This window comes from Variovorax sp. MSC1_012, from assembly GCF_023667525.1.
Classification (GTDB): Bacteria; Pseudomonadota; Gammaproteobacteria; order Burkholderiales; family Burkholderiaceae_C; genus Variovorax; species Variovorax beijingensis_B.
In genome coordinates, this window is record NZ_CM174443.1 from 386168 (window position 1) to 409765 (window position 23598).

The window sequence follows — 23598 nt, forward strand, 5'->3', positions numbered from 1 at the left end:
GGAGTGGATCAGGCCTGCGCGCGGCTGGTGGTGCCCGCATCGGCATCGATGCGGCTCAGCGCCTGGGCGGCGCGCTGCAGGGCGGGCAGCAGCGCCTTCGCCTTCGCGGCATCGAGCCGCATGACCGGCGCCTGCACCGCGATGCACAGGTTCGAGGGGCCGTCGTCGCCGGAAGGCACCAGCGCGGCAATGCACAGCAGGCCGGGCAGGAACTCTTCGTTGTCGATGGCAAAGCCGTCCTTGCGCACGCGCTGCACTTCCTTTTCGAGCGCCTCGGGGTCGGTGAGCGTGCGGGGCGTGTAGGGCTCCAGCGGCGCGTTGGACAGCAGGCGGCGGCGCTGCGCCGCGCTCATCTGCGCGAGAAAGATCTTGCCGCTGGCCGAGCAGTGCACCGGCACGCGCGAGCCCGAGTGCAGGTAGAAGCGCAGCGGCGCGGCGGTTTCCACGCGGTCGAGGTACACCACCTCGCTGCCCGAGAGCGCGGTGAGGTTGCAGCTCTCGCCGATCTCTTCCACCAGTTGACGCAGCACCGTATGGCGTGCACCGTGGAGGCTGTCGTTGAGCAGCAGGTTCTCGGCCAGCCGCCGCAGCCGCGTGCCGATGCCGTAGTGGCGGCCGTCGCCCTCGCGCTGCAGCAGGCCTGCGCCTTCGAGCTGCTGGAGCATGCGGTGCAGGGTGGGCTTGGGCATGCCGGTCTCTTCCACCAGGCCCTGCAGCGAGTAGCGCTGGTCCTTGGCGGCCATGACTTCGAGCAGCCCGAACAGGCGCATGGTGGGCGTATCGCCCGGCGCCGGCTCCAGAGTTTCGGGCGTGGGCCCCTTGACGATCTTCATGGGCCGGATCATAGTCTTTTTACAAAAATCAAGACAAGACGTACCGATTTTTGTAAATTGTTTGACGCCGAGGACTTGCCGACCTATATTCCCCCGAAGAAAAATTCGGAACAACCCGTTCCGTCTTTTGAAAACCGCAGACCGCCCCATCCCCTTCAGGAGACGCCTTCCATGAGCCAGAAGCAACCCGCCGCACCCACCCGCGAAGCCGTCGCCGGCGTGCAGAAGATGACGCCCTCCGAGGCCTTTGTCGAAACCATGGTCGCCAACGGCGTGACCGACATCTTCGGCATCATGGGCTCGGCCTTCATGGACGCGATGGACATCTTCGCGCCCGCCGGTATCCGCCTGATCCCGGTGGTGCACGAGCAGGGCGGCGCCCACATGGCCGATGGCTATGCGCGCGTCTCGGGCCGCCATGGCGTGGTGATCGGCCAGAACGGCCCCGGCATCAGCAACTGCGTGACGGCCATCGCGGCCGCCTACTGGGCGCACAGCCCGGTCGTGATGATCACGCCCGAGACCGGCACCATGGGCATGGGCCTGGGTGGCTTCCAGGAAGCCAACCAGCTGCCGATGTTCCAGGAGTTCACCAGGTACCAAGGCCATGTGAACAACCCCAAGCGCATGGCCGAGTACACGGCGCGCTGCTTCGACCGCGCCATCTCCGAGATGGGCCCGACGCAGCTCAACATTCCGCGCGACTATTTCTACGGCGAGATCACCACCGAGATCCCGAAGCCCATGCGCGTGGAGCGCGGCGCGGGCGGCGAGATGAGCCTGAACGCGGCCGTCGAGCTGCTGGCTTCGGCGAAGTTTCCCGTGATTCTTTCGGGCGGCGGCGTGGTGATGGGCGATGCGGTCGAAGAATGCAAGGCCCTGGCCGAGCGCCTGGGCGCACCCGTGGCCAACGGCTATCTGCGCAACGACTCGTTCCCCGCGAGCCATCCGCTTGCCGCGGGCCCGCTGGGCTACCAGGGCTCCAAGGCCGCGATGAAGCTGATCGCGCAAGCCGACGTGGTGCTCGCGCTCGGCTCGCGCATGGGCCCCTTCGGCACCTTGCCGCAGCACGGCATGGACTACTGGCCGAAGGACGCGAAGATCATCCAGGTGGAGGCCGACCACACCAACCTTGGCCTCGTGAAGAAGATCACCGTGGGCATCCACGGCGATGCCAAGGCCACGGCCAAGGAACTGCTCAGGCGCCTGCAGGGCAAGACCCTGGCCTGCGACGCCACCAAGGCCCAGCGCGCCGACAAGATCAAGGCCGAGAAGGCCGCGTGGGAAAAGGAACTCGACGAGTGGACCCATGAGCGCGACCCCTTCAGCCTCGACGCCATCGAAGAGGCCAAGGGCGAGAAGACGCCCACCGGCGGCACTTACCTGCACCCGCGCCAGGTGCTGCGCGAGCTCGAGAAGGCCATGCCGCCGCGCGTGATGGTCTCCACCGACATCGGCAACATCAACGCCATTGCCAACAGCTACCTGCGCTTCGAGGAGCCGAGGAGTTTCTTCGCGCCGATGAGCTTCGGCAACTGCGGCTACTCGCTGCCCACCATGATCGGCGCCAAGTGCGCGGCACCCGACCGCCCGGCCGTGGCCTATGCCGGCGACGGCGCCTGGGGCATGAGCATGGTCGAGATCATGACCGCCGTGCGGCACGACATTCCGGTGACGGCCGTGGTCTTCCACAACCGCCAGTGGGGCGCCGAGAAGAAGAACCAGGTCGACTTCTACAACCGCCGCTTCGTCGCGGGCGAGCTCGAGAGCGAGAGCTTCGCGGGCATTGCCAAGGCCATGGGTGCCGAAGGCATCGTGGTCGACAGGCTCGAAGACGTGGGCCCCGCGCTCAAGAAGGCGATCGACATGCAGATGAATCAGAAGAAGACCTGCGTGATCGAGATCATGTGCACCCGCGAGCTCGGCGATCCGTTCCGCCGCGATGCGCTGGCCAAGCCGGTGCGCTTCCTCGACAAGTACAAGGATTACGTTTGAGCGAATCGCTGTTCACGCTGAACGCCGGGTCGTCGTCGATCAAGGTGGCGCTGTTCGCGGCGCCGGGCGAGAACGGTGCGCTGCCCGCCGCCTGCTGGTCGGGCCAGGCCGATGGCCTGGGCGCGGGGCTGAAGGCGCGGCTGCGTGTGCGCGATGCCGAAGGCCGCACGCTGCACGACGCGGCGCTGGAAGGCGACAGCCGCTCGCACCAGGGTGCGCTTGCCGCGCTGCTCGAATGGCATGCCCGGCAGGGCGATGGCGGCCGCATCGCGGCGGTAGGCCATCGCATCGTGCATGGCGGCGCGAACTTCGTGGCGCCGGTGCGCATCGACGATGCGGTGCTTGCCGAACTGGCTGCGCTCGAGCCGCTTGCGCCGCTGCACCAGCCGCACAACCTCGCGGGCGTGCGTGCCGCCGTGAAGGCTTTCGATGGCGTGCCGCAGGTGGCCTGCTTCGACACCGCTTTTCATGCCAGCCAGCCTGATGTCAACCGCCGCTTCGCACTGCCGCGCGCGCTGCACGATACGGGCGTGCGGCGCTACGGCTTCCACGGCCTGTCCTACGAATCGATCGTGACGCAGTTCGCGCAGCTGGCGCCGCAGCTCGCGCAGCAGCGCGTGATCGTCGCGCACCTGGGCAACGGCGCATCGATGTGCGGCATGGCCGAGGGCCGGTCGGTCGCCACGACGATGAGCTTCTCGCCGCTCGACGGCCTCACCATGGGCACGCGCTGCGGGCACCTCGATGCGGCCGTGGTGCTGTACCTGATGCGCTCGCAGGGCATGTCGGCGGACGATGTGGAGAAGCTGCTGTTCCGCGAATCGGGGCTGCTCGGGCTGTCGGGAATTTCCAGCGACATGCGCGAGCTCGAGGCTTCGGCCACGCCCGCCGCCGCCGAAGCCATCACGCATTTCGTCGAGCAGGTGGTGCAGCACATGGGCATGCTGGCTGCGGCGCTGCGCGGCGTGGATGCCATCGTGTTCACCGGCGGTATCGGCGAGAACGCCGCTGCACTGCGCGAGCGCATCCTTGCGCAGTGCGGCTGGCTCGGCCTTCGCGTCGATGCGCAGGCGAACCGCGCGGGCAAGGCGCAACTCACCACGCCCGAGAGCCCCGTCAGCGCCTGGGTGCTGCGCACCGACGAAGAGGCCGTGATCGCACGCCACACCGCGCGGCTGCTGCGGCTCAACCAGGCTGGATAGCCGCCGCCTTGATGACGTGCGCCCAGCGCGCAATCTCGTCGGCCAGGAAGGGCGCAAAGCGGTCCGGCCCGCGCGCATCGATCACGAAGCCCTGCTGACGCATGCGTTCATCGAGGCCGGGCTGCGCGAGGATCTTCACCACCTCCGCGCCCAGCTTCTGCACCGCGGCGTCGGGCATGCCGGCGGGCGCCATCATGCCGGTCCAGTTCTCGACCTGCAGCGCGGGCATGCCGGCTTCGGCGGTGGTCGGCACCTCGGGCAGCAAGGGGTAGCGGTCCTTGCTGGCGATGGCAAGTGCGCGCAGCTTGCCGCCCTTCACATGCGCGATCGACTCCGGGATGTTCGAGAACACCACGTCGAGCTGGCCGCCGATGAGGTCGGTGATGCACGGCGCGCCACCCTTGTAGGGCACGTGCTGGATGTTGGACTTGTTGAGGTCGTTGAAGAGCGCGAGCGTCAGGTGGGGTGGCGTGCCGTTGCCGCTGGAGCCCGCATTGAGCTTGCGCTCCTTCGCCGCTGCGACCAGGCCTTTCATGTCCTGGATGGGGCTGGCCACGGGCACCACGATCAGCATCGGGCTGCCGGCCAGCAGCGCCACCGGCCGCAGGTCCTTCTGGAAGCTGAACGGCGACTTCGGGAACAGCGTGACGTTGGCCGCATGCGTCAGCGTGACCGCGAGCAGCGTGTTGCCGTCGGGCGGCGCCTTGGCCACGAGGTCGGCGCCGATCTGCCCGTTGCCGCCGGGCCGGTTGTCCACCAGCACGTTGACCTTCCAGCGCTCGCCCAGCTGCTGGCCGATCTGCCGCGCCATCACGTCCGTCAGGCCGCCCGGCGGAAAGGGCACCACGTAGCGCAGCGTGGCGTCCGGCTTGGGGTAGTCGCCGCCTTGCGCCCGGGCAAGCATCGGCATGAGCGCGCCCAGCGATCCCGCCGCAGCCAGGGCGGCGGTCCCCTGCATCCATTCGCGTCGTTTCATCGTGTTGTCTCCTGTTGTTGTGTGGGGTCCTGACGCTGGCCGGCGCCTACCTTCGCCACTGCGCGAGCAGCGCCTCGGGCACCTCGATGCCCTGCGCCTCGGCGCGCAGCCGTAGTTCCTCGCGTCGCGCGCCGGGCAGGCGCACGCCGTCGTCGCGCAGCATCTCGCCCACCAGCGCCTCGACCCGGTCGAGGTAGCTCGCCGACCCCGCGAGCGCGCCGGGGTCGATGACGATGAAAGCCTGGCCGATGCGCGGCCGGTTGCCGGCATCCTCGAAGAAGCTCGATGCCTCGAAGCCGAACTGCGCACCGATCAGCGCCGTGACCAGCAGCTCGACCACCAGCGCCAGCATCGCGCCCTTGGGGCTGGTGGCCGCGCCGATGGGCAGCATCGAGCCTTCGAGCGCGGCCTGCGCGTCGGTGGTCGGCTGGCCGTGGCGGTCGACGGCCCAGCCGATCGGTATGGACTTGCCCTGCTTCGCGGCCACCATGACCTTGCCGCGCGCCACTTCCGACAGGCTCAGGTCGATGGCGAGCGGCAGCGCACCGCGGCGCGGGAAGATCGCTGCCACCGGGTTGGTGCCGAAGACGGGATGGCGCCCGCCGGCCGCCGGCATCGCGGCCGGCGAGTTGGCAAAGCCGAGCCCGACCATGCCGGCCTCGGCCACCGGCCGCAAGTGGTCGACCACCACGCCGCAGTGGTGGCTGTCCGTGACGCCCGCAATCGCAATGCCGAAGTCGCGCGCGCGGCCGATGGCCTCGGCAACGGCCATCTCGCAGGCAGCGAAGGCCAGGCCTTCGTGCGCATCGATCAGCGCCGCCGCGCCTTTCTGGCGGCGCAGTGTCGGCATTGCGTCGCCATTCACCCGGCCGTTGCGCAGGTGCGTGGCGTACTGGGCCACGCGGGCGAGGCCGTGCGAGCCCAGGCCCTGGGCTTCGGCCAGCACCAGCGCGCGCGCGGCAGCCGCCGCCATTGCCTCGTTCGCGCCGGCAGTGCGCAGTGCCGCGGCCACGGCATCGCGCGCTTGCGGAAGACTCATCGTCGTCATGGTTCCAGCGCCTCCAGCACCTTCTGCGCAATGAGGCTGCTCACGCGCTCGTTCGACTCGGCCGTCACGCCCGCGATGTGCGGTGTCAGCAGCAGGTTGGGGCAGCCGTCGAAATGCGGGCTGGCCGCGAGCGGCTCGGCCTCGAACACGTCGAGCGCCGCACCGCCGAGCCGGCCTTCGCGCAGCGCAAGCGCCACGGCGGCTTCGTCGACGATGCCGCCGCGCGAGGTGTTGACGAGCACCGCGCCGCCCTTCATGGCCGCGATGCGCGGCGCATGGAAGAGGTTGCGCGTGCCGTCCACCAGCGGCACATGCAGGCTCACCACGTCGGCCTGCGCCACCAGCGCGTCGAGGCCCAGCGGCTGCGTGCCGGTTGCGCCGAAGGCGGGGTGGCTGCCGTCCATCATGGCGTCAAAGGCCACCGTGCGCATGCCGAGCGCCTGCGCGAGTCGCGCCGTCAGTTGCCCGATGGCGCCGAAGCCGACCAGCCCGAGCGTCTTGCCCGCCAGCTCGCGCCCGTTCGACAGCGCGCTGCGCGGCCAGCGCCCCGCGGCCACCGCGGCGGTGGAACCGTAGGCGCCGCGCAGCAGCAGCATGGCGCTTGCAATCACGTACTCGGCCACGCTCAGTGCATTGGCGCCCGTGGCCGGAATCACCCGAATGCCACGCGCTTCGCAGCCCGCCACGTCGATGTTGTCCAGGCCCACGCCCAGGCGGCCGACCACCGTGCACTGCGTGAGTGCATCCAGCAGTTCGCCGCGCACCTGCGTGCGGTTGCGCACGATGAGCGCGTGGGCCCATTTCGCTTCCTGGTAGAGCCGGGCGCCGTCGTCCACCAGCGCCACGTCGTAGAGAACGTCGTGCCGCTCGCGCAATTGCGCAACCGCGGCGGCGTCCATGAACTCCGCAATCACTATCCGCTTCATGATGCTTGCGCGGGCGCCGTCAGGCCGACTCGTACAGCCGCGTCAGCACGAACTCGCGGTGGCCCAGCGCTTCGGCCGCGGTGAGCCGGCCGTTGGCGGTGCGCAGCATGCATTCGAGCAGCTGGTCGCCAGCCTGGTCGAGCGTCATTTCGCGCTGCAGCAGGCCCGAGGTGTCGACGTCGACGTGCTCGCTCATGAGCCGCACGGTGCGCGGGTTGGCGCAGATCTTGATGACCGGCAGGATCGGGTTGCCGATCACGTTGCCCTGGCCCGTGGGGAAGAAGTGCACCGCGTAGCCCGATGCGGCGCACAGCGTCACCATCTCGGCCGCCGCGCTGGACGAATCCATGAACCACAGCCCCGGCCCGGTGGGCACCTCGGCCTTGTCGAGCACGCCGTCCACCATGCACTTCTTGCCGATCTTCTGGATGTTGCCGAGCGCTTTTTCCTCGATGGTCGTGAGGCCGCCCGCGATGTTGCCCTTGGTGGGCTGCGAGTCCGACAGGTCGCTGGTCTTGTGGCGGTTGATCATGTCCTGGTAGCGGTTGAACATGAACATGAAGCGCTCCTTCACGTCGGGCGTGCGGCAGCGGTCGGCCACGATGCGTTCGCCGCCGGTGATCTCGGAGGTCTCGCCGAACACCAGCGTGTTGCCGGTCTCGTAGAGCTTGTCGAAGGCGTTGCCCACGGTGGGGTTGGAGCCGCAGCCCGAGGTGGTGTCGCTCTCGCCGCACTTGGTGGACACCCACAGCTCGTGGATGCCGCAGGGCTCGCGCCGCTTCTCGCTGGCGGCCTGCACGAATTCGCGCGCCACCTTGCTCGCGCGCAGGATGGTGTCGTGGTCGCCGTGGCCCTCGATGCCGAAGCCGGCCACAGGCTTGCCCGTGGCGGCAATGCCGTCGACCACCTTCTGCGTCCAGCTGTCCTCGATGCCGATGACGACGACCGCCGCCACGTTCGGGTTGCAGCCCGCGCCGATCAGCGTGCGGAAATGCAGCTCCAGGTCGGCGCCGAATTGCAGGCGGCCATAGGGATGCGGAATGGCCAGCGCGCCCTTGATGTTGTGGGCCACCGCTTCGGCGGCCGCGTTGGAGAGATCGTCCAGCGGCAGGATGATGACGTGGTTGCGCACGCCGACGCGGCCGTTTTCGCGGCGGTAGCCGAGGAAGGTGGTGTCTTTGGAAATGATGGACATGCGGTTCTTTCGGATTCGTGGGTGATGTGGAATTCGCGAAGCGGGACAGGGCCTTACCAGCGCTTGGTCTTGATGTTCTGGACGTGCGCGTGCTCGCCGGCCTTGATCGGCGCGACCACCTTGCCCATGTCGATGCCGTACTTCCACACCGTGTCGCCGGGCGCCATGTCCTTCAGCGCGACCTTGTGGCCGATCGGGATGTCCTGGCGCGCGTCGACGCTGGTCATGCGGTCCTCGTCCATGATCCAGCCGCTGAGCGACATGCCGGCCTTGACGCCTTCCACCACCACGACCGCGACCGTGTCCTTCGCGTCGTGCAGAACGAAATGAATCATCGTTGTCTCCTGTTTGAGTCGCTGAGAATTTGCAGCCGGGCCAGTGTCCGAGTGCGCGTCTCCGCGTGTCAAACAGGTCATATGAATGACTTGAATGAATCGCAATGCGGCCGCCACAATGCGCCATGCCCCGCTCGACAGACATCTCCGCGTTCGAACCGATTCCCGCCGAGTCGGCGGGCGCGCCGCTCTACCGGCTCGTGAAGCGCTCGCTGCTGCGCGCCATCGAGTCGGGGCGCTGCGCAGCCGGCAGCGTGCTGCCGAGCGAGAGCGAGCTGGCGGCGGCGCTCGGCGTGTCGATCGGCACGCTACGCCACGCCACCGACGACCTGGTGGCCGAGCACATCCTCGTGCGGCGGCAGGGGCGCGGCACCTTCGTTGCGGTGCACAACGACGACCGCTTCATGTTCCAGTTCTTCCATGTGGAGCGCAGCGACGGCCTGCGGCAGGCGCCGCAGGTGGAGTTTGTCGCCTTCGAGCGCGTGCGCATGGACGAGGAGCCCGCGCAGGCGCTGGGCCTGCGAACGGGGGAGCCTGCCATCCAGATCGACAACCGGCTGCTGCTGCAGGGCCGGGCGGTGATCCACGACCGGCTCACGCTGCCGGCGCTGCTCTTCAAGGGCCTGACCGAGAAGCGCTTTCGCGAGCGGCCGAGCACCATCTACCACCTCTACCAGACCGAGTTCGGCATCACCGTGACGCTGGCGCGCGAGCGCGCACGCGCGATGGCGGCCGACCGCAGCGTGGTGCGCATCCTGGGCGTGGCGCCGGGCGCACCAGTGATGGAGGTGCGGCGTACCGCGCTCACCTTCGGCGACAAGCCGGTGGAGTACCGCGTGTCGACCATCAACACGGCGCAGTACGAGTACGTGCACCTGCTGTCGCGGCCGGCCTGAGCGGCGCCGCTCAGTTCAGCGTGTGCGCGCCCAGGCCGGAGGAGGTGTCCACCGGAAAGCTGACCCATTGCGCCGACGGGTCGAACGCGGCGCCCGCGTCGGCATCGCCCGCGGTGATGCCGGGCTTGCGGCGCAGGGTCTGGTCCTGCGTGCCGACGCCGCCGCCGGTCCAGGCCGTTCCGGGGTCCACCCCAAGCTGGCCGAACCGGTCGACCACCACGCCTGACTTCTCCAGCGTCAGCGCATCGTCGCCGTTGAAGTTGGCGACGCCGCTGGTGATGGTGCCTGCCGGCTTGAAGGCCGCTGCGGCACTGGCGTTAGCCAGCACCAGCACGCCGCCGGCCGGCAGCGTGCCGGTCAGCGGCAGCGAGTTGGTCGGTGCGACCGCGCCATTGGCGTACAGCTTGACGGTGTACAGGCTCAGGTCCACGGCCGCGGCGGTCGGGTTGTAGATCTCGATCACCTTGTTGTTCGACGTGCCTTCCACGTATTCGCTGAAGAACAGCTCATGGTCCGCGGGCGGCGTCACCACCACCACGGTGCTGACGTTCACGCTGCCCGATTGGGTTGCGGTCTGGCCGGCGGAGTTGGTCAGCGTGACCACCACGTTGAAGCTGCCGGCAGCCGCATAGGTGTGAGTGACGGTGCCCGTGCCCGGTGCCGCGGTCGCGGCGGTGCCGTCTCCCCAGTCGACTGCAAGAGAAGACAGCGTGGTCGAGCCGCCGGGCAGCGCTTCCGAAATGTTCACGCTGTAGGTTTCCCCGACCTTGACGGCCGCCGGGATCGACGCGGTGACGATGGGCTGCGTCACTGCCGCATCGGCCGCCAGGGTGAGGCCGACGAGCACGGGATCATGGTCCGATGCCCGGAAGGGCGTGGGCGCATACCGGTCGTCGGTGGTGAAGTCGGTGTTGTAGTCGAGCGCGGTCGGCTCGTCGGCGTTGATGTGCCACACGCTCACGCCGCCGACCTGCGCGCCCAGCGAAGCTGAGGCATAGGCGTGGTCCAGCGCCCCGGTCTCGCCGCCGAAGACGTAGGTGTAGCGGTCGCTGGCGGCCATGCGCTTGAGCAGGCTCTCGTTGCCGGCGGCTTCCAGTTCCCTGGTCGGGTCTTCCAGCAGGTAGCTGTTGAAGTCGCCCATCATCAGCACGTCGGATTCGCCCATGAGCTTGAGCTTGCCGACAAAGCTGTTCAGCGCCTTCGCCTGCTGGATGCGCGCCAGGTTGAAGCAGCCCTGGCCCAGGTCGATGTCGCCCGTGCCGGGGCAACTGCCCTTGCTCTTGAAGTGGTTGACCACGAACCAGAAGCCACCGTTGTTGCCCACGGCGCTGAATCGCTGGGCCAGCGGCGGCCGTCCGCTGGCGGCGGTGTAGTCCGCCAGGTCCGTGCCGGTCGGAAGAACGGCGTTGCCGATGCGCTGGACCTTCGCTGGCTTGTACAGGATGTCGACCTTGATCGCATCTGTGCCGAACACGCCGCTGTTGACCGCGGCATAGGTGCCCGCGCCCACCTTGGCGTTGAGGGCCGCCAGCAGATCGGTCGTTGCCACGTCGGTGTTCTGGATCTCCATCAGTCCCACCACGTCGGCGTCCAGGCCCGCGATGGCGGCCACGATCTTGGCCTGCTGCCGATCGAACTCGTTGCGGTTGTTGGCGCCGCGGCAGTTGGCCGCGGATGCGGGGCCGGTGCCGAACGAGCAGCCCTGGCCGGTCAGTCCCGAGGAAGTCTCCCCGTTCTGGAACGTGGTGAAGTAGTTGAGCACGTTGAAGCTGGCCACCTTGAGCGAGCCGCCGACCACCGGCGCGGTCGCCGGGCGCGCATTGGCCTGCGCGAACTCGGGCGCCACCGTGGGCTGGATGCGGTAGGCGCCGAAGTTGTGGCTCAGGATGCCGGTCAGCTTCTGCGTCGTGTCGCCCATCCGCCGGGTGCCGTCGGTGCCGGCCGCGCTCAGATAGGGAATGGGGCTCGGGTTCTGGCGCGAGGAGCCATCGTCCAGCACGATGCGCGAGAGCAGGTTCTGCGCATGCGTGGCCGCCGTGTTGCCGTTGGTGGCATTGAACTGCCGCCCGTTCAACGCCAGCACCATCTGGCCGTAGCGGCCCAGCTCGAACATTTCCGTCACGGCCAGGGGCTGCGAAATCTCGACCAGCATGCCTTCGTAGCGCTCGAGCGTGGCGGCGTCCGCCACCGGCAGCGTGACCTGTGTCGGGGTGAGGGCAACGCCGCTGCCGCAGATGCTGATGGACACGGGCTCCTGAGTCGTGCCGGCAATCTGCGTGATGCTGTCGGGCTTGGCCCCGGCACCCGCGGTCTGGCCGAACTCGGTCACCACGCCGGAGACCTGGACAAAGTCGCCCGCGGCCACGCGGGTGGCGTTGCCCGGCGCATAGACGAAGATGCCTTCGGAGGTCAGCGGGTCGGCATCGGGCACGAGCTGCTGCACGAAAAAGCCGTTCAGCTTCACGCTCGTTGAGCCGGTGTTCTGGAAGTCACCCACGACCACGCCACGCACGGTCACGGCTTGCGTCGCCAAGGGGCTGGTGTCGCCCGTGCCCTGGATGGATGAGATGGGCGCGAGGGGCGCGCTGGCCGGAACGGTGGCGGTGCATGTGGGCGCGACAGGCGGCTGCGCCACCGGCGGGGGCGTGTCTGGCGGCGCGCTGCCTGCCGGTGGCGGGGGGATCAACGGAAAGGAGGCCCCGCCGTTGCCGCCGCCGCCGCAAGCGGTCAGTGCGACGGCCAGTGCCAGGGCCAGGGCTTTGAGTTGGCGGAACGATCTCGATGCTGGAGATGTCATGGGAATTTTCTGGATGAAAGAGGGGAACAGCGCGCGGATAGCCGGCGTTTTACGGTTCTTGTGTGTAGCCCCCGAGACACCCCCGCCCGGCCCGGGCAATTTGCCGGGTCGACGCAACGCGCTCTTGCCGCTGGCGGCCGGCTAACGCACCGACGAGGCGCGCGGCACGGTCGCCCCGCAGTGCCGCAAAAAGTCGGCGGTGGCGCGGCCGAGCAGCTTGTCGCGATGCATCACCGTGGCCAGCCGCCGCATGCCCGCGGGCAGCCGCGTGCGCAGCTCGATCAGGTGGCCGTCTTCCAGCGCCTGCGCCACCGTGTAGCGCGAGAGGCAGGCGAGCCCCGTGCCCGAGGCCACCACGCGCTTGATGGCCTCGGTGCTGCCGAGTTCAAAGCCCACGCGCACCTGCTCCAGGTTCTGGATCAGCCACGCATCGGTGACCTGCCGCGTGCCCGAACCGTGCTCGCGCAGCACCCAGGTGGCTTGCGAGAGCTGGTGGTGAGTGGCGATGCGCCTTGCGAGCGGATGCCCCGGCGCCGCGACGATCACCAGCTCGTCCTCGCGCCATGCGCGCACCACCAGGTCGGGGTGGGTCTGCGGCCCCTCGATGAAGCCGACATCCACGTCGAAGCCCGCCACCGCCTCGATCACGTCGCGCGTGTTGGCAATGTGCAGGTGCACCTGGCTCTGCGGATGCAGCGCCGTCCATTGCGACACGCGCTCGGGCAGCAGGTATTCGCCGATGGTGAAGCTGGCCGCCACGCGCAGCGGCGCCGCATGCTCGCCGCTGAAGAGTGCCTCCACCTCGCCGGCCTGGTCGAGCAGCGCCTGGGCCTTGGGCAGCAGCGCGCGGCCGTTCTCGTTGAGCACCAGGCGGCGGCCGAGCCGGTCGAACAGCAGGGCGCCCACGGAAGACTCCAGGTCGGCCAGCGCGCTGCTCGCGGCCGACTGCGAGCGCGCGACGCGGTCGGCCGCGGCGCGCGTGCTGCCGCCCCGGGCCGTGGCCACGAACACCTCGAGCTGGCGCAGGTTGAGGCGAAGCCGCTGCGCGGTGTGCTGCTGATCTGTTTTTCCGGTCATCGTGAGCGATATTCTCCGCTTTTTCGTTTGATCGATGCTCTCTAACATCGGCGCAGCCCCGCATGAAGACAAAGGACCGCCAGTGTTCAGTTTCCTGTCCCGAGAGCCCGTCCACGATCCGCTCGTCGCCCCCACGCCCACGGCGGACACCCAGGTCAAGACCACCACCTGCTACATGTGCGCCTGCCGCTGCGGCATTCGCGTGCACCTGCGCGAAGGCGCGCATGGCCCGGAGGTGCGCTACATCGACGGCAACCCCGAGCATCCGCTGAACAAGGGCGTGATCTGCGCCAAGGGCTCGTCGGGCATCATGAAGCAGGTGTCGCCCGCGCGCCTCACGCAGCCGCTGCTGCGCAAGGCCGGCAGCGAGCGCGGGGCCGGGGAGTTCGAGCCCATCAGCTGGGAGCGCGCCTTCGACATGCTCACCGAGCGGCTCGGCAAGATCCGCGCGACCGATCCGAAGAAGTTCGCGCTCTTCACGGGCCGCGACCAGATGCAGGCGCTCACGGGCCTCTTCGCGCGCCAGTTCGGCACGCCCAACTATGCGGCGCACGGCGGCTTCTGCTCGGTCAACATGGCCGCGGGAATGATCTATACCATCGGCGGCAGCTTCTGGGAATTCGGCGGGCCCGACCTCGACCGTGCCAAGCTGTTCGTGATGATCGGCACGGCCGAGGACCATCACAGCAACCCGATGAAGATCGCCATCAGCAAGTTCAAGCGCGCGGGTGGCCGCTTCATTTCGATCAACCCGGTGCGCACGGGCTATTCGGCCATTGCGGACGAGTGGATTCCGATCAAGCCCGGCACCGACGGCGCCTTGTTCATGGCACTGTTGCACGAGCTGATCGCGAGCGACCTGATCGACCACGCTTTTCTCAAGCGCTTCACCAACGCGCCGCAGCTCGTGGTGCTGGACGACTGCGAGCGCCAGGGCCTGTTCGCCTTCGACCCGGACCCCACGCGCGGGCCACCCGGCGACGGACGCAATCCGCACAACAAGCTGGTGTGGGACAAGAGCAGCGGTGGGGTGAAGAACGCGTATCCCGAAGGCATTGCCAACGGCTGCGACCCCGCGCTCGAGGGCCACTACACGCTGGCCGACGGCACGCGGGTGGCGCCGTCGTTCCAGCTGCTGCGCGATCGCGTGGCCAGCTGCACGCCCGAGTGGGCCGAGGCCATCACCGGCATCGATGCAGAGCGCATCCGCAAGCTCGCGCGCGAGATGGGCGAGACCGCGCTCAGGCAGGCCTTCGAACTGCCCATTGCGTGGACCGATGCCTGGGGCAAGAAGCATGCGACCACGCAGGCGCGGCCCGTGGCCTTCCACGCCATGCGCGGGCTCGCGGCGCATTCGAACGGCTTCCAGACCGTGCGCGCGCTGGCGGTGCTGATGAGCGTGCTCGGCACCATCGACGCGCCCGGCGGCTTCAGGCACAAGGCTCCGTACCCGCGCCACATCGTGCCCAACTACCGGGCCTTCAACGACCCCGGCATGATCCAGCCCAACACGCCGCTCAATGCCGCGCCGCTGGGCTTTCCGGCCAACCCGGAAGAGCTGGCCATCAACCCCGACGGCTCGCCGATCCGCATCGACCATGCGTTCTCGTGGGAGCACCCGCTGTCGGCGCACGGGCTCATGCACAACGTGATCACCAACGCGGTGAAGGGTGATCCCTACCGCATCGACACGCTGCTGATCTTCATGGCCAACATGGCCTGGAACTCCAGCATGAACACCATGGCCGTGCGCGAGATGCTCAACCGCAAGGACGAGAAGGGCGAACACATGATCCCCTTCCTGGTGGTGTGCGACGCCTTCCAGAGCGAGACCGTGGCCTTTGCCGACCTGGTGCTGCCCGACACCACCTATCTCGAGCGCCACGACGTGATGAGCATGCTCGACCGGCCGATCTCGGAGTTCGACGGGCCGGTCGATTCGGTGCGTATTCCGGTGGTGCCGCCCACCGGCCAGTGCAAGCCTTTCCAGGAAGTGCTGATCGAGCTGGCCTCGCGCCTGAAGTTTCCGGCCTTCACCACGCCCGAGGGCGGGCGCAGGTTCTCGGGCTATCCGGACTTTGTCGTCAACTTCCAGCCGCAGCCGGGCATCGGCTTTCTGATGGGCTGGCGCGGCAAGGACGGCACCGAGCACCTGCGCGGCGAGCCCAACCCGAAGCAGTGGGAGGCCTATGCGCAGAACAACTGCGTGTTCCAGTACCACATGCCCGAGACCATGCACTACATGCGCAACTGGAACCGCGAGTACCTCGACTTCGCGAAGGACAAGGGCTGGCGCCAGCGCAACGACCCGGTGCAGCTGGCGCTGTACTCCGACACGCTGCAGAGCTTCCGCCTGGCCGCGCAGGGCAAGAGCCCGGGCCGGCAGCCGCCCGATGCGCTGCGGGAGCGCATCGACACCTACTTCGATCCGCTGCCGTTCTGGTACCCGCCGCTCGAGGAGGCCTCGACCGATCTCGACGCCTATCCGCTCAACGCCATCACCCAGCGGCCGATGGCGATGTACCACTCGTGGGATTCGCAGAACGCGTGGCTGCGGCAGATCCACAGCCACAACTATCTTCACGTGAACCCGCTCACCGCGCAGGCCGCAGGCATTGCCGACGGCGGCTGGTGCTGGGTCGAGAGCCAGTGGGGCCAGGTGCGCTGCATGCTGCGCTACAGCGAGGCGGTGGAGCCCGGCACGGTATGGACCTGGAACGCGATCGGCAAGGCCGATGGCGCATGGCAGCTGGCGCCCGGTGCGGACGAGGCGCGCAAGGGCTTCCTGCTCAACCACCTGATCAGCGAGGAGCTGCCTTGCGCGGGCACCGCGAGCGGCCGAATCAGCAATTCGGATCCGGTCACGGGGCAGGCGGGCTGGTACGACGTGCGCGTGCGCATACGGCCCGCGGAACCGGGCGAGCCGGAAGAGAGCTTTCCGCAGATGGCGAGCATGCCGAGTGCACCGGGGGTGCTGGGGAAGGCGGCGAGCGTGCTGACGTACTTTGCGGGGAGGGGGAAGAAATGATGCAGTGGCTCAAGGACCTGATGGCTCCGGTTTCTTCGGCCTTGCCCCCTCTCCCTCCGGGAGAGGGTTGGGGTGAGGGCGGCGGCGCTGGAATTGGAAGCAGTGCGGTGATGCGGGCTGCTGCGCCCTCACCCCAACCCTCTCCCGCAAGCGGGAGAGGGAGTCAATCCGTACGCGCCGAACCGGGCGAAACCCTCGCCAGGCAACTCGCCCTCGTCATCGACCTCAACGTCTGTGTCGGTTGCCATGCCTGCGTCACGTCGTGCAAGCAGTGGAACACCTCCGGCAGCGCTGGCCCGCTCGCGGATGCGCAGCCCTACGGCGCCAATCCCACCGGCACTTTCTTCAACCGCGTGCAGACCTACGAGGCCGGCACCTTCCCGGCCACGCAGACCGTTCACTTCCCCAAGAGCTGCCTGCACTGCGAAGATCCGCCCTGCGTGCCCGTGTGCCCCACGGGGGCAAGCTACAAGCGCAAGGAAGACGGCATCGTGCTGGTCGACTACGACAAGTGCATCGGCTGCAAGTACTGCGCATGGGCCTGTCCCTACGGCGCACGCGAACTCGACGAAGAGCGCCAGGTCATGACCAAGTGCACGCTGTGCGTCGACCGCATCTACGACGAGCACCTGCCCAAGGAAGACCGCAAGCCCGCCTGCGTCAAGGCCTGCCCCACCGGCGCGCGCCTGTTCGGCGACGTGAAGGATCCGGACTCCGAAGTGTCCAGGGCCATCCGCGAACGCGGCGGCTACCAGCTGATGCCCGAGTGGGAAACCAGCCCGGCCAACCAGTACCTGCCGCGCCACGTCACGCAGCAGACCACCCCCTCGATCGAAACGCAGGAGTAGCCCGATGCATCCCGCGTTCTCCATTCTTTTCTTCACCACGCTGGCCGGCGCCGCGCAGGGCCTGGTCGTCGCGCTTGCGCTTGCGGTGCTGTTCGGCCTGGGCCTCGCGCCCGGCTTTCTCGCGCTGGCGCTGGGCGTGGCCGAGGTGCTGCTCGCGGCCGGCCTCGCGGCCTCGTTCATGCACCTGGGCCGCAAGAGCCGCGCCTGGCGCGCCGTGCTGATGTGGCGCACCTCGTGGATGTCCCGCGAAGTCATCGTGCTGCCGGGCTTCATCGCGCTGGTGGCGCTGTGGTGGCTGTCGCTGCGCTTCGGCGCCGGTGCGCCGTGGTCGTGGCTGCTGCCGGTGCTGGTGCTGTGCGGCGCGGCCGCGCTCTGGTACTGCACCGCCATGATCTACGCCTGCCTGCGCTTCATCGAGGAATGGGCGCACCCGCTCACCATCGTCAACTTCACGCTCATCGGCCTGTCGTCGGGGCTGGTGCTGGCCTGTGCGATGGCGGTGCTGTCGGGCGAAACACGCTTCGTGCAGCTGTTCGGGCCCTGGGCGCTCGCCGCCACGCTCGCGGCATGGGCCGCACGCGGCGGGGCGCTCAGGCGCAACGCGGCGATTCGCCACAAGTCGACCTTGCAATCGGCCACCGGCATCCACGCCGAGAAGCTCGTGCAAAAGTCGATGGGCATGTCGGCCGGCTCGTTCAACACGCGCGAGTTCTTTCACGGCGCCACGCTGGCCGCGCTCAGGAACATGAAGCTCGGCTTCCTGCTGCTGGCCTTCGCGCTGCCTTCGCTGTTGCTGCTGTGGGGCGTTGCCAGCGGGGCCGTGTGGCCGTGGCTGCTGGCGGTGCTGGTGCAGGCACCGGGGCTGCTCGCGGAGCGCTGGTTCTTCTTCGCGCAGGCGAAGCACCCGCAGAACCTGTACTACCAGGTGGTGTCCTGAGGACCGGACCAAGGGCTCCGTTCAGACCTGGAAGTTCAGCCGGAGGCCCGGCGTCGGCCAGTCGTCGATGGCAATCAGCCGCCCGCTGCCCGACAGCGTGACGTAGGCCGTGCGCATGCCGCGTCCGCCAAAGCAGATGTTGGTGGTGTAGCGGTCGGGCAGCGGCACGTGTTCGCAGCTGCTGCCGTCGGGCGCGACGATGGTGATGCCGCCGTGCAGCAGCGTGGCCACGCACAGGTTGCCGAGCGCATCGGTCGCCATCGAGTCGAAGCGCTGGTAGTGCCCGCCCGGCGATGCGCACAGCATGCGGCCGCCGTGCGGTGAAGGCCAGCCGTCCTTGCGCACGCGCCCCGGCGCCGCGATGTCGAAGGCCCAGAGCCGTGCGCCTTCGGTCTCGGCGTAGTAGAGCGTGCGGCCGTCGGGCGACAGCGCGATGCCGTTGGGCGTCATCACCGGCCGCGCCACCGCATGCGCGCCGCTGCCGTCGGCGTGGCCGTAGAACACGCCGCCGCGGTCCATGTCGCGCTCGCGCGTCTTGCCCAGGTCGGTGAAGTAGAAGCCGCCCTGCGCATCGAACACGATGTCGTTCGGGCCGCACAGCGCAGCCCCGTCGGCTGTGTCGTAGAGCCGCTCGGCCCGGCCCGTGGCCAGGTTCACGCGCTCGATGCGGCCGCCCGAATAATCGTCGGCCTGGCCCACCGGTCGGTGGCAGCCGTCGGCCTCGGTGTGCCAGCGAAAGCCGCCGTTGTTGCACACGTACACCGCGCCGTCGGGCCCCATGGCCGCGCCGTTCGGCCCGCCGCCCAGGTCGGCCACCACCTGCACCAGTCCGTCGTGCCGCACGCGCGTGAGCGTGCCGCGGGCAATTTCGACCAGCAGCACGGAGCCATCGTCCATGGCAACGGGCCCTTCGGGAAACTGCAGGCCGGCGGCGAGTTCGCGGATGTGCATCGGGAGCCCCTTTTCTTCTGTGCAGGGCTCCGAGTTTGCTTCTTCCTGGTTATTTCGTCATGCCTGGACCGGCATCAGCAATTTGTCGGGCGTGATGGGCAGGTCGCGCACGCGGCGCCCGGTGGCGTTGTAGACCGCGTTGGCAACGGCGGCGGCCACGCTGGTGATGCCGATTTCGCCCACGCCCTTCACGCCCATGCGGTTGACCCGGGTGTCGGTTTCGGGCGCGAAGAGCACCTGCACGTCGCCGATGTCCGCATTCACGGGCACGTGGTAGTCGGCCAGCGTGCGCGTGACGAAATGGCCGCTGCGCTCGTCGAGCACCGACTCTTCCATCAGCGCGTTGCCGATGCCCCAGACGATGCCGCCGATGATCTGCGACGCCGCGGTCTTGGGGTTGAGGATGCGCCCGGCCGCAATCACCGCCAGGTAGCGCGGCACGCGCACCAGCCCCAGGTCTTCGTCGACCCACACTTCGGCAAAGTTGGCACCGAAGGCGTAGTGCGACCAGGCGGCAATGTCCGCACCCGGCGTGGCCGTGTTGCTGGCGCGCCATTCGTTCAGCTGGGCCGCCTGCAGCAACTCCGCCACGCTGGGTTCGCGCACGAAGCGCAGGTTGACCTTCTCGCGCAGCTGCTGCTTGGCCGCTTCGCAGACCGCGAGCGCCGCGGTGCAGAAGGTGTTGGCGCCCCAGGAGCCGCCCGAACCGGGCGTGGGCGGCAGGGCCGAATCGCCGAGCCGCACCTCGACCTTGTCGAGCGGCAGCCCCAGCGCCTCGGCGGCGGTCTGCGCAATGACGGTGTAGCTGCCGGTGCCGAGATCGGTGGCGCACATCTCCACCACCGCGCGCACGTCGCGGCCGCTGCGCGTGAGCACAAGGTTGGCCGAGGCGCCGCGGTGCGGTGCGCCGCGCGATGCCGCGCTCATGCCGTAGCCCACCAGCCAGTGGCCCTGCCGGCGGCTGCGCGGCATGGCGCTGCGGTTGCTCCAGCCGAATTTCTCGGCGCCGATGCGCATGCATTCGATGAGCGATCGGCTGCCGAAGGGCTTGCCCGTGTCCAGGTCGGTCCTGGCGTCGTTCCTCACGCGCAGCTCCACGGGGTCGATCTTCAGCTGCTCGGCAAGCTCGTCCATCGCCGATTCGAGCGCAAAGCTGCCGGGCGCCTCGCCCGGTGCGCGGGTCCACTTCGGCGTCTGCACGTTGAGCCTGAAGGCGCGGTGGGTGATCTGCGAGTTGGGCACCTCGTACATCATCCGCGAGATGACGCCGGTCTGCTCGACGAACTCCTCGTGCACCGAGGTGTGGGTGACGGTGTCGTGGCCCAGCCCCGTGAGCCGGCCGCTCGCATCCGCGCCCAGCCGCATGTGCTGTCGGTTGTGCTGGCGCAGGCCGACCACCATGAACATCTGCTGCCGCGTGAGCACGTGCTTGACCGGCCGCTTCACGAGACGCGCGGCCAGCACCGCCAGCATCGCGTTGTCGCGCGTGAGGATCTTGCTGCCGAAGCCGCCGCCCACGAACGGGCACACCACGCGCACGTTCTCGCGCGGAATGCCGAAGGTGGCGGCAATCGCCGGGGCGGCATCGCTCACCATCTGCAGCGAGTGGTGCACCGTGACCTTGTTGTCGCCCTCCCAGGCGGCCACCGTGGCGTGCATCTCCATCGGGTGGTGGTGCTCGATGGGCGTGTTGTAGACCGCATCGACCGTGCCCGCCGCGGCGCGCAGGCCCTGGTCGAGGTCGCCGCGCCGCGTGTCGGTCTTGTAGCCGGCGTTGATGGCGGCCGGCGCATAGGCGTTCTTGACGTTGGCATCGAAGCCGATGCGGGGCTGGGCTGCGTCGTAGCTCACCTTCACCAGCGTGGCCGCATGGCGTGCCTGCTCCAGCGTGTCGGCCACCACGAAGCCGATGAGCTGGCCGTGGTGGTGAATGGCCGTGTCCTGCAGCAGCGGCGTGGCGCGCGTGAAGCGGTTCTGCGGCGTTTCGGGCGCGGGCGGCGCCATCTTGGGCACGTTCTTGTGCGTGAGCACCAGCAGCACACCGGGCGATTGCTCCGCCGCCGCGGTGTCGATGTCGCGCACGCGCCCGGCCGCCACGGTGCTGCCCAGCGCAACACCGTACACCAGCCCCGGGTAAGAAAATTCGGCCGCATAGCGCGCCTGGCCGGTCACCTTGAGGCGGCCGTCCACGCGGTCGACCGGCTGTCCGATGAGGGGATTCGCTTGCCTGTTCATGCCGTGCTCCTGCTCGTGGTTTCCAACGCGCGAACGATGCTCCGTTTGGCCAGTTCGATCTTGAAGCGGTTGTGCTCGAAGCCCGTGGCGGCGGCCAGCGCGGCATCCGCCGCCTGGCGGAACAGCGCCATGTTGGGCTCGGCGTCCTGCAGCAGAGCCTCGGCCTCGCGCGCGCGCCAGGGCATGTGGGCCACGCCGCCCAGGCAGATGCGCGCCTGCCGGATGCGGCTGCCCTCCATGTCGAGTGCGGCCGCCACCGACACCAGCGCAAAGGCATAGCTGGCACGGTCGCGCACCTTCAGGTAGTGCGAGCGCTGCGCGAAGCGTGCGCTCTCGGCCGGCAGGTCGATGGCGGTGATCAGTTCGCCCGGTGCCAGGTTGGCGTCGAGCTCGGGCGTCTCGCCCGGCAGGCGGTGGAACTGCGCAATCGGAATCGTCCTGCGGCCCGCCGGCCCCTGCAGTTGCACCACCGCATCGAGCGCGTGCAGCGCCTGCGCCATGTCGCCCGGATAGCTCGCGATGCACTTCGCGCTGGTGCCCAGCACCGCGTGGTTGCGGTTGAAGCCCTGCAGCGCGCTGCAGCCCGTGCCCGGCTCGCGCTTGTTGCAGGGCTGGGTCACCTCGTAGAAGTACGGGCAGCGCGTGCGCTGGCGCAGGTTGCCGCCGTTGGTGGCGGCATTGCGCAACTGGCCCGAGGCGCCCGCAAGAATGGCCTGCGCCACCAGCGGGTAGCGCGTGCGCAGCACGGGGTGGTTGGCCGTGTCGCTGTTGCGCGCCAGAGCCCCTAGCCGAAGGCCGCCCCCGGGCTGCGCCTCGATGGCCGCGAGCGGCAAGCGGTTGATGTCCACCAGCTGGTCGGGCGCTTCCACGCCTTCCTTCATCAGGTCGACGATGTTGGTGCCGCCGGCCAGGAATCTTGCGCCGGGCTGCGTGGCCGCCCGAACGGCCGTGTCCACGTCGGTGGCGCGGGTGAATGCAAAGGGCTTCATGCGCGGCTCCTTCTGCTGCTGGCCGCGCGCGGCATCAGGCTCACTTCGCGCACCGCGGCCACGATGCCCGGATAGGCGCCGCAGCGGCAGATGTTGCCCGACATGCGCTCGCGGATCTCGGCGTCGCTCAGCTGCGCCACCGGCCCGGTGCGCCGCACATCGGCCGTGACGTGGCTCGGCGCGCCTTGCTCGGCCTCGCGCAGCATGCCCACGGCCGAGCAGATCTGCCCCGAGGTGCAATAGCCGCACTGGAACCCGTCATGCTTGATGAAGGCGGCCTGCATCGGATGCAGCTCGCTGCCGCGCGCCAGCCCCTCGATGGTGGTGATCTCCGCCCCGTCGTGCGAGAGCGCGAGTGCCAGGCAGGAATTGATGCGGCGGTTATTCACGAGCACCGTGCACGCGCCGCATTGGCCGTGGTCGCAGCCTTTCTTCGTACCCGGCAGCGCCATCTGCTCGCGCAGCAAGTCGAGCAGGGTCGTGCGCGGATCGACCTGCAGCGCATGCGGCTTGCCGTTGACGCGCAGGGCCAGGGCCATGGAAGAAGAGGGCGGCGCTGCGTTGGCATCCGCCTGCGCGGCCGATGCCACCGACGCGGCCATAGGCGCGGACGCCAGGATGCCGGCGATGCCGGTCGTGCCGCTTTCCGCAAGGAAGGCGCGGCGGGTCAGCTGGCCGGCGGGTGAGGGGAGAAGAGGGTTGCTGTTGTCGTCGTCGTCAGGCAAATCATCGGCTTGCCGTTCATCGGAAAGGAGGGATGTCATCGTGGGTGGCACCTGGGGATGGATCGATCGATGAAGGGACCTCGCCGCACGGGGCGTGGCCCATGCGCTTTTCAGAGGCGTCGATTTCTCAGCTTAGCCATCGATAACTTGTTGCAGGCATCGGTTTTTTTTATACCTGCGGGGGCCTGCTCAAGCCATCCTGCGCTGCGTGTCGGTCGATATGATTCAGCAGGGGAGAGATATGCCGACAAATCCAAATGCCGCGGCGCAAGCCCAGCATACGGAGCCAAGCAAGGCTCCCGCATGCGAGGCGATTCAATGAAGGCCGCCTTGCGCCTCGTGCTGAACGCGTTCGCATGGTTCCTGGCCATGCCTGCACTTTTCGTTTCAGCGGCGGCACTCCATCACCACAAGATCGTCTCGATCTCCGAGAACATTGTTCCGATGACCGCAGCCGTGCTGTCACTGTGGGCCGGCGTGATCTACTGGCGTTGCGTGCCGAGCACGTCAAGCAGATGGCGCCGAGCCGGCTACTTTGCTGCCTTCCTGGCCGCCATGTCCTCCTGGGATGGGCCGCGATGTGGGTGACCTTCGTCGTCATGCTG

19 protein-coding genes are annotated in these 23598 nt (G+C 68.6%); 7 read left to right on the forward strand and 12 right to left on the reverse strand.

What is annotated here, in order from left to right:
• Positions 1-8: 8 nt before the first annotated feature.
• Positions 9-845, reverse strand: a complete 837-nt coding sequence (locus tag L1081_RS01815) for an IclR family transcriptional regulator domain-containing protein (RefSeq protein ID WP_489414927.1) — start codon at positions 843-845, stop codon at positions 9-11.
• 159 nt (positions 846-1004) lie between these two features.
• Here L1081_RS01815 and xsc point away from each other — a divergent pair, with 159 nt between their 5' ends.
• Positions 1005-2828 carry a sulfoacetaldehyde acetyltransferase gene (xsc, locus tag L1081_RS01820; RefSeq protein ID WP_489414928.1) on the forward strand — a complete coding sequence of 608 codons (1824 nt, stop codon included), beginning with the start codon at positions 1005-1007 and terminating at the stop codon, positions 2826-2828.
• Positions 2825-4030 carry an acetate/propionate family kinase gene (locus tag L1081_RS01825; RefSeq protein WP_489414929.1) on the forward strand — a complete coding sequence of 402 codons (1206 nt, stop codon included), beginning with the start codon at positions 2825-2827 and terminating at the stop codon, positions 4028-4030. The genes xsc and L1081_RS01825 overlap by 4 nt, the downstream gene beginning before the upstream one ends.
• On the opposite strand, the gene L1081_RS01830 is transcribed toward L1081_RS01825, so the two are convergent.
• The 5 genes from L1081_RS01830 to L1081_RS01850 are packed head-to-tail and all read right to left on the reverse strand — an operon-like array spanning position 4014 to position 8510.
• Entirely contained in the window at positions 4014-5006 is a 993-nt protein-coding gene (locus L1081_RS01830; RefSeq protein WP_489414930.1) for a tripartite tricarboxylate transporter substrate-binding protein, read from the reverse strand. The genes L1081_RS01825 and L1081_RS01830 overlap by 17 nt on opposite strands.
• Positions 5007-5052: 46 nt before the next feature.
• A complete protein-coding gene (locus L1081_RS01835) occupies positions 5053-6054 on the reverse strand; it encodes an Ldh family oxidoreductase (protein ID WP_489414931.1) in 1002 nt (333 codons plus the stop codon).
• Positions 6051-6980 (reverse strand): NAD(P)-dependent oxidoreductase, encoded by a 930-nt coding sequence (locus tag L1081_RS01840; RefSeq protein WP_489414932.1) that lies wholly within the window; start codon positions 6978-6980, stop codon positions 6051-6053. The genes L1081_RS01835 and L1081_RS01840 overlap by 4 nt, the downstream gene beginning before the upstream one ends.
• 19 nt (positions 6981-6999) lie before the next feature.
• Positions 7000-8175: a UxaA family hydrolase gene (locus L1081_RS01845; protein WP_489414933.1), complete on the reverse strand. Its 1176-nt coding sequence runs from the start codon at positions 8173-8175 to the stop codon at positions 7000-7002.
• A 53-nt stretch (positions 8176-8228) separates the two neighbouring features.
• Positions 8229-8510 carry a UxaA family hydrolase gene (locus tag L1081_RS01850; protein ID WP_015866594.1) on the reverse strand — a complete coding sequence of 94 codons (282 nt, stop codon included), beginning with the start codon at positions 8508-8510 and terminating at the stop codon, positions 8229-8231.
• A 125-nt stretch (positions 8511-8635) separates the two neighbouring features.
• Here L1081_RS01850 and L1081_RS01855 point away from each other — a divergent pair, with 125 nt between their 5' ends.
• Positions 8636-9406, forward strand: a complete 771-nt coding sequence (locus L1081_RS01855; protein ID WP_021008462.1) for a GntR family transcriptional regulator — start codon at positions 8636-8638, stop codon at positions 9404-9406.
• 10 nt (positions 9407-9416) lie between these two features.
• On the opposite strand, the gene L1081_RS01860 is transcribed toward L1081_RS01855, so the two are convergent.
• The gene (locus L1081_RS01860; RefSeq protein ID WP_489414934.1) at positions 9417-12203 is read right to left on the reverse strand and encodes an ExeM/NucH family extracellular endonuclease; all 2787 of its coding nucleotides are present in this window, start codon (positions 12201-12203) and stop codon (positions 9417-9419) included.
• 141 nt (positions 12204-12344) lie between these two features.
• Positions 12345-13280 carry a LysR family transcriptional regulator gene (locus L1081_RS01865; protein WP_489414935.1) on the reverse strand — a complete coding sequence of 312 codons (936 nt, stop codon included), beginning with the start codon at positions 13278-13280 and terminating at the stop codon, positions 12345-12347.
• Positions 13281-13362: 82 nt separating this feature from the next.
• On the opposite strand from L1081_RS01865, the gene L1081_RS01870 reads away from it, so the two are divergent.
• The 3 genes from L1081_RS01870 to L1081_RS01880 all read left to right on the forward strand — a co-directional run bounded on the left by L1081_RS01870 (position 13363) and on the right by L1081_RS01880 (position 18093).
• Positions 13363-16308 (forward strand): molybdopterin-dependent oxidoreductase, encoded by a 2946-nt coding sequence (locus tag L1081_RS01870; RefSeq protein WP_489414936.1) that lies wholly within the window; start codon positions 13363-13365, stop codon positions 16306-16308.
• 110 nt (positions 16309-16418) lie between these two features.
• Positions 16419-17156, forward strand: coding sequence for a 4Fe-4S dicluster domain-containing protein (locus tag L1081_RS01875; RefSeq protein WP_489414937.1), 738 nt, complete (start codon positions 16419-16421; stop codon positions 17154-17156).
• Positions 17157-17160: 4 nt separating this feature from the next.
• Positions 17161-18093, forward strand: a complete 933-nt coding sequence (locus tag L1081_RS01880) for a DmsC/YnfH family molybdoenzyme membrane anchor subunit (RefSeq protein ID WP_489414938.1) — start codon at positions 17161-17163, stop codon at positions 18091-18093.
• Between the two features lie 21 nt (positions 18094-18114).
• Here L1081_RS01880 and L1081_RS01885 read toward each other — a convergent pair whose 3' ends face one another.
• Genes L1081_RS01885 through L1081_RS01900 form a run of 4 tightly spaced genes read right to left on the reverse strand, consistent with a single transcriptional unit; the run spans position 18115 to position 23032 of the window.
• Positions 18115-19044 (reverse strand): SMP-30/gluconolactonase/LRE family protein, encoded by a 930-nt coding sequence (locus L1081_RS01885; RefSeq protein ID WP_489414939.1) that lies wholly within the window; start codon positions 19042-19044, stop codon positions 18115-18117.
• A gap of 57 nt (positions 19045-19101) precedes the next feature.
• The gene (locus L1081_RS01890; protein ID WP_489414940.1) at positions 19102-21279 is read right to left on the reverse strand and encodes a molybdopterin cofactor-binding domain-containing protein; all 2178 of its coding nucleotides are present in this window, start codon (positions 21277-21279) and stop codon (positions 19102-19104) included.
• A complete protein-coding gene (locus L1081_RS01895) occupies positions 21276-22268 on the reverse strand; it encodes an FAD binding domain-containing protein (protein WP_489414941.1) in 993 nt (330 codons plus the stop codon). Before L1081_RS01895 ends, L1081_RS01890 begins: the two co-directional genes overlap by 4 nt.
• Entirely contained in the window at positions 22265-23032 is a 768-nt protein-coding gene (locus L1081_RS01900) for a 2Fe-2S iron-sulfur cluster-binding protein (RefSeq protein ID WP_489414942.1), read from the reverse strand. The genes L1081_RS01895 and L1081_RS01900 overlap by 4 nt, the downstream gene beginning before the upstream one ends.
• Before the next feature lie 279 nt (positions 23033-23311).
• Between L1081_RS01900 and L1081_RS01905 the strand changes: the two genes are divergently transcribed.
• Entirely contained in the window at positions 23312-23581 is a 270-nt protein-coding gene (locus tag L1081_RS01905) for a hypothetical protein (protein ID WP_489414943.1), read from the forward strand.
• Positions 23582-23598 lie beyond the last annotated feature (17 nt).

Bases quoted from the DNA above. Each gene is read 5' to 3' on its own strand.
- L1081_RS01885 (WP_489414939.1), bottom strand. From the start codon at position 19,044: ATGCACATCCGCGAACTCGCCGCCGGCCTGCAGTTTCCCGAAGGGCCC.
- L1081_RS01830 (WP_489414930.1), bottom strand. From the start codon at position 5,006: ATGAAACGACGCGAATGGATGCAGGGGACCGCCGCCCTGGCTGCGGCG.
- L1081_RS01850 (WP_015866594.1), bottom strand. From the start codon at position 8,510: ATGATTCATTTCGTTCTGCACGACGCGAAGGACACGGTCGCGGTCGTG.
- L1081_RS01855 (WP_021008462.1), top strand. From the start codon at position 8,636: ATGCCCCGCTCGACAGACATCTCCGCGTTCGAACCGATTCCCGCCGAG.
- L1081_RS01835 (WP_489414931.1), bottom strand. From the start codon at position 6,054: ATGACGACGATGAGTCTTCCGCAAGCGCGCGATGCCGTGGCCGCGGCA.
- L1081_RS01880 (WP_489414938.1), top strand. From the start codon at position 17,161: ATGCATCCCGCGTTCTCCATTCTTTTCTTCACCACGCTGGCCGGCGCC.
- L1081_RS01860 (WP_489414934.1), bottom strand. From the start codon at position 12,203: ATGACATCTCCAGCATCGAGATCGTTCCGCCAACTCAAAGCCCTGGCC.
- L1081_RS01815 (WP_489414927.1), bottom strand. From the start codon at position 845: ATGATCCGGCCCATGAAGATCGTCAAGGGGCCCACGCCCGAAACTCTG.
- L1081_RS01845 (WP_489414933.1), bottom strand. From the start codon at position 8,175: ATGTCCATCATTTCCAAAGACACCACCTTCCTCGGCTACCGCCGCGAA.
- L1081_RS01890 (WP_489414940.1), bottom strand. From the start codon at position 21,279: ATGAACAGGCAAGCGAATCCCCTCATCGGACAGCCGGTCGACCGCGTG.
- L1081_RS01895 (WP_489414941.1), bottom strand. From the start codon at position 22,268: ATGAAGCCCTTTGCATTCACCCGCGCCACCGACGTGGACACGGCCGTT.
- L1081_RS01865 (WP_489414935.1), bottom strand. From the start codon at position 13,280: ATGACCGGAAAAACAGATCAGCAGCACACCGCGCAGCGGCTTCGCCTC.
- L1081_RS01905 (WP_489414943.1), top strand. From the start codon at position 23,312: ATGAAGGCCGCCTTGCGCCTCGTGCTGAACGCGTTCGCATGGTTCCTG.
- xsc (WP_489414928.1), top strand. From the start codon at position 1,005: ATGAGCCAGAAGCAACCCGCCGCACCCACCCGCGAAGCCGTCGCCGGC.
- L1081_RS01900 (WP_489414942.1), bottom strand. From the start codon at position 23,032: ATGACATCCCTCCTTTCCGATGAACGGCAAGCCGATGATTTGCCTGAC.
- L1081_RS01840 (WP_489414932.1), bottom strand. From the start codon at position 6,980: ATGAAGCGGATAGTGATTGCGGAGTTCATGGACGCCGCCGCGGTTGCG.
- L1081_RS01875 (WP_489414937.1), top strand. From the start codon at position 16,419: ATGCGGGCTGCTGCGCCCTCACCCCAACCCTCTCCCGCAAGCGGGAGA.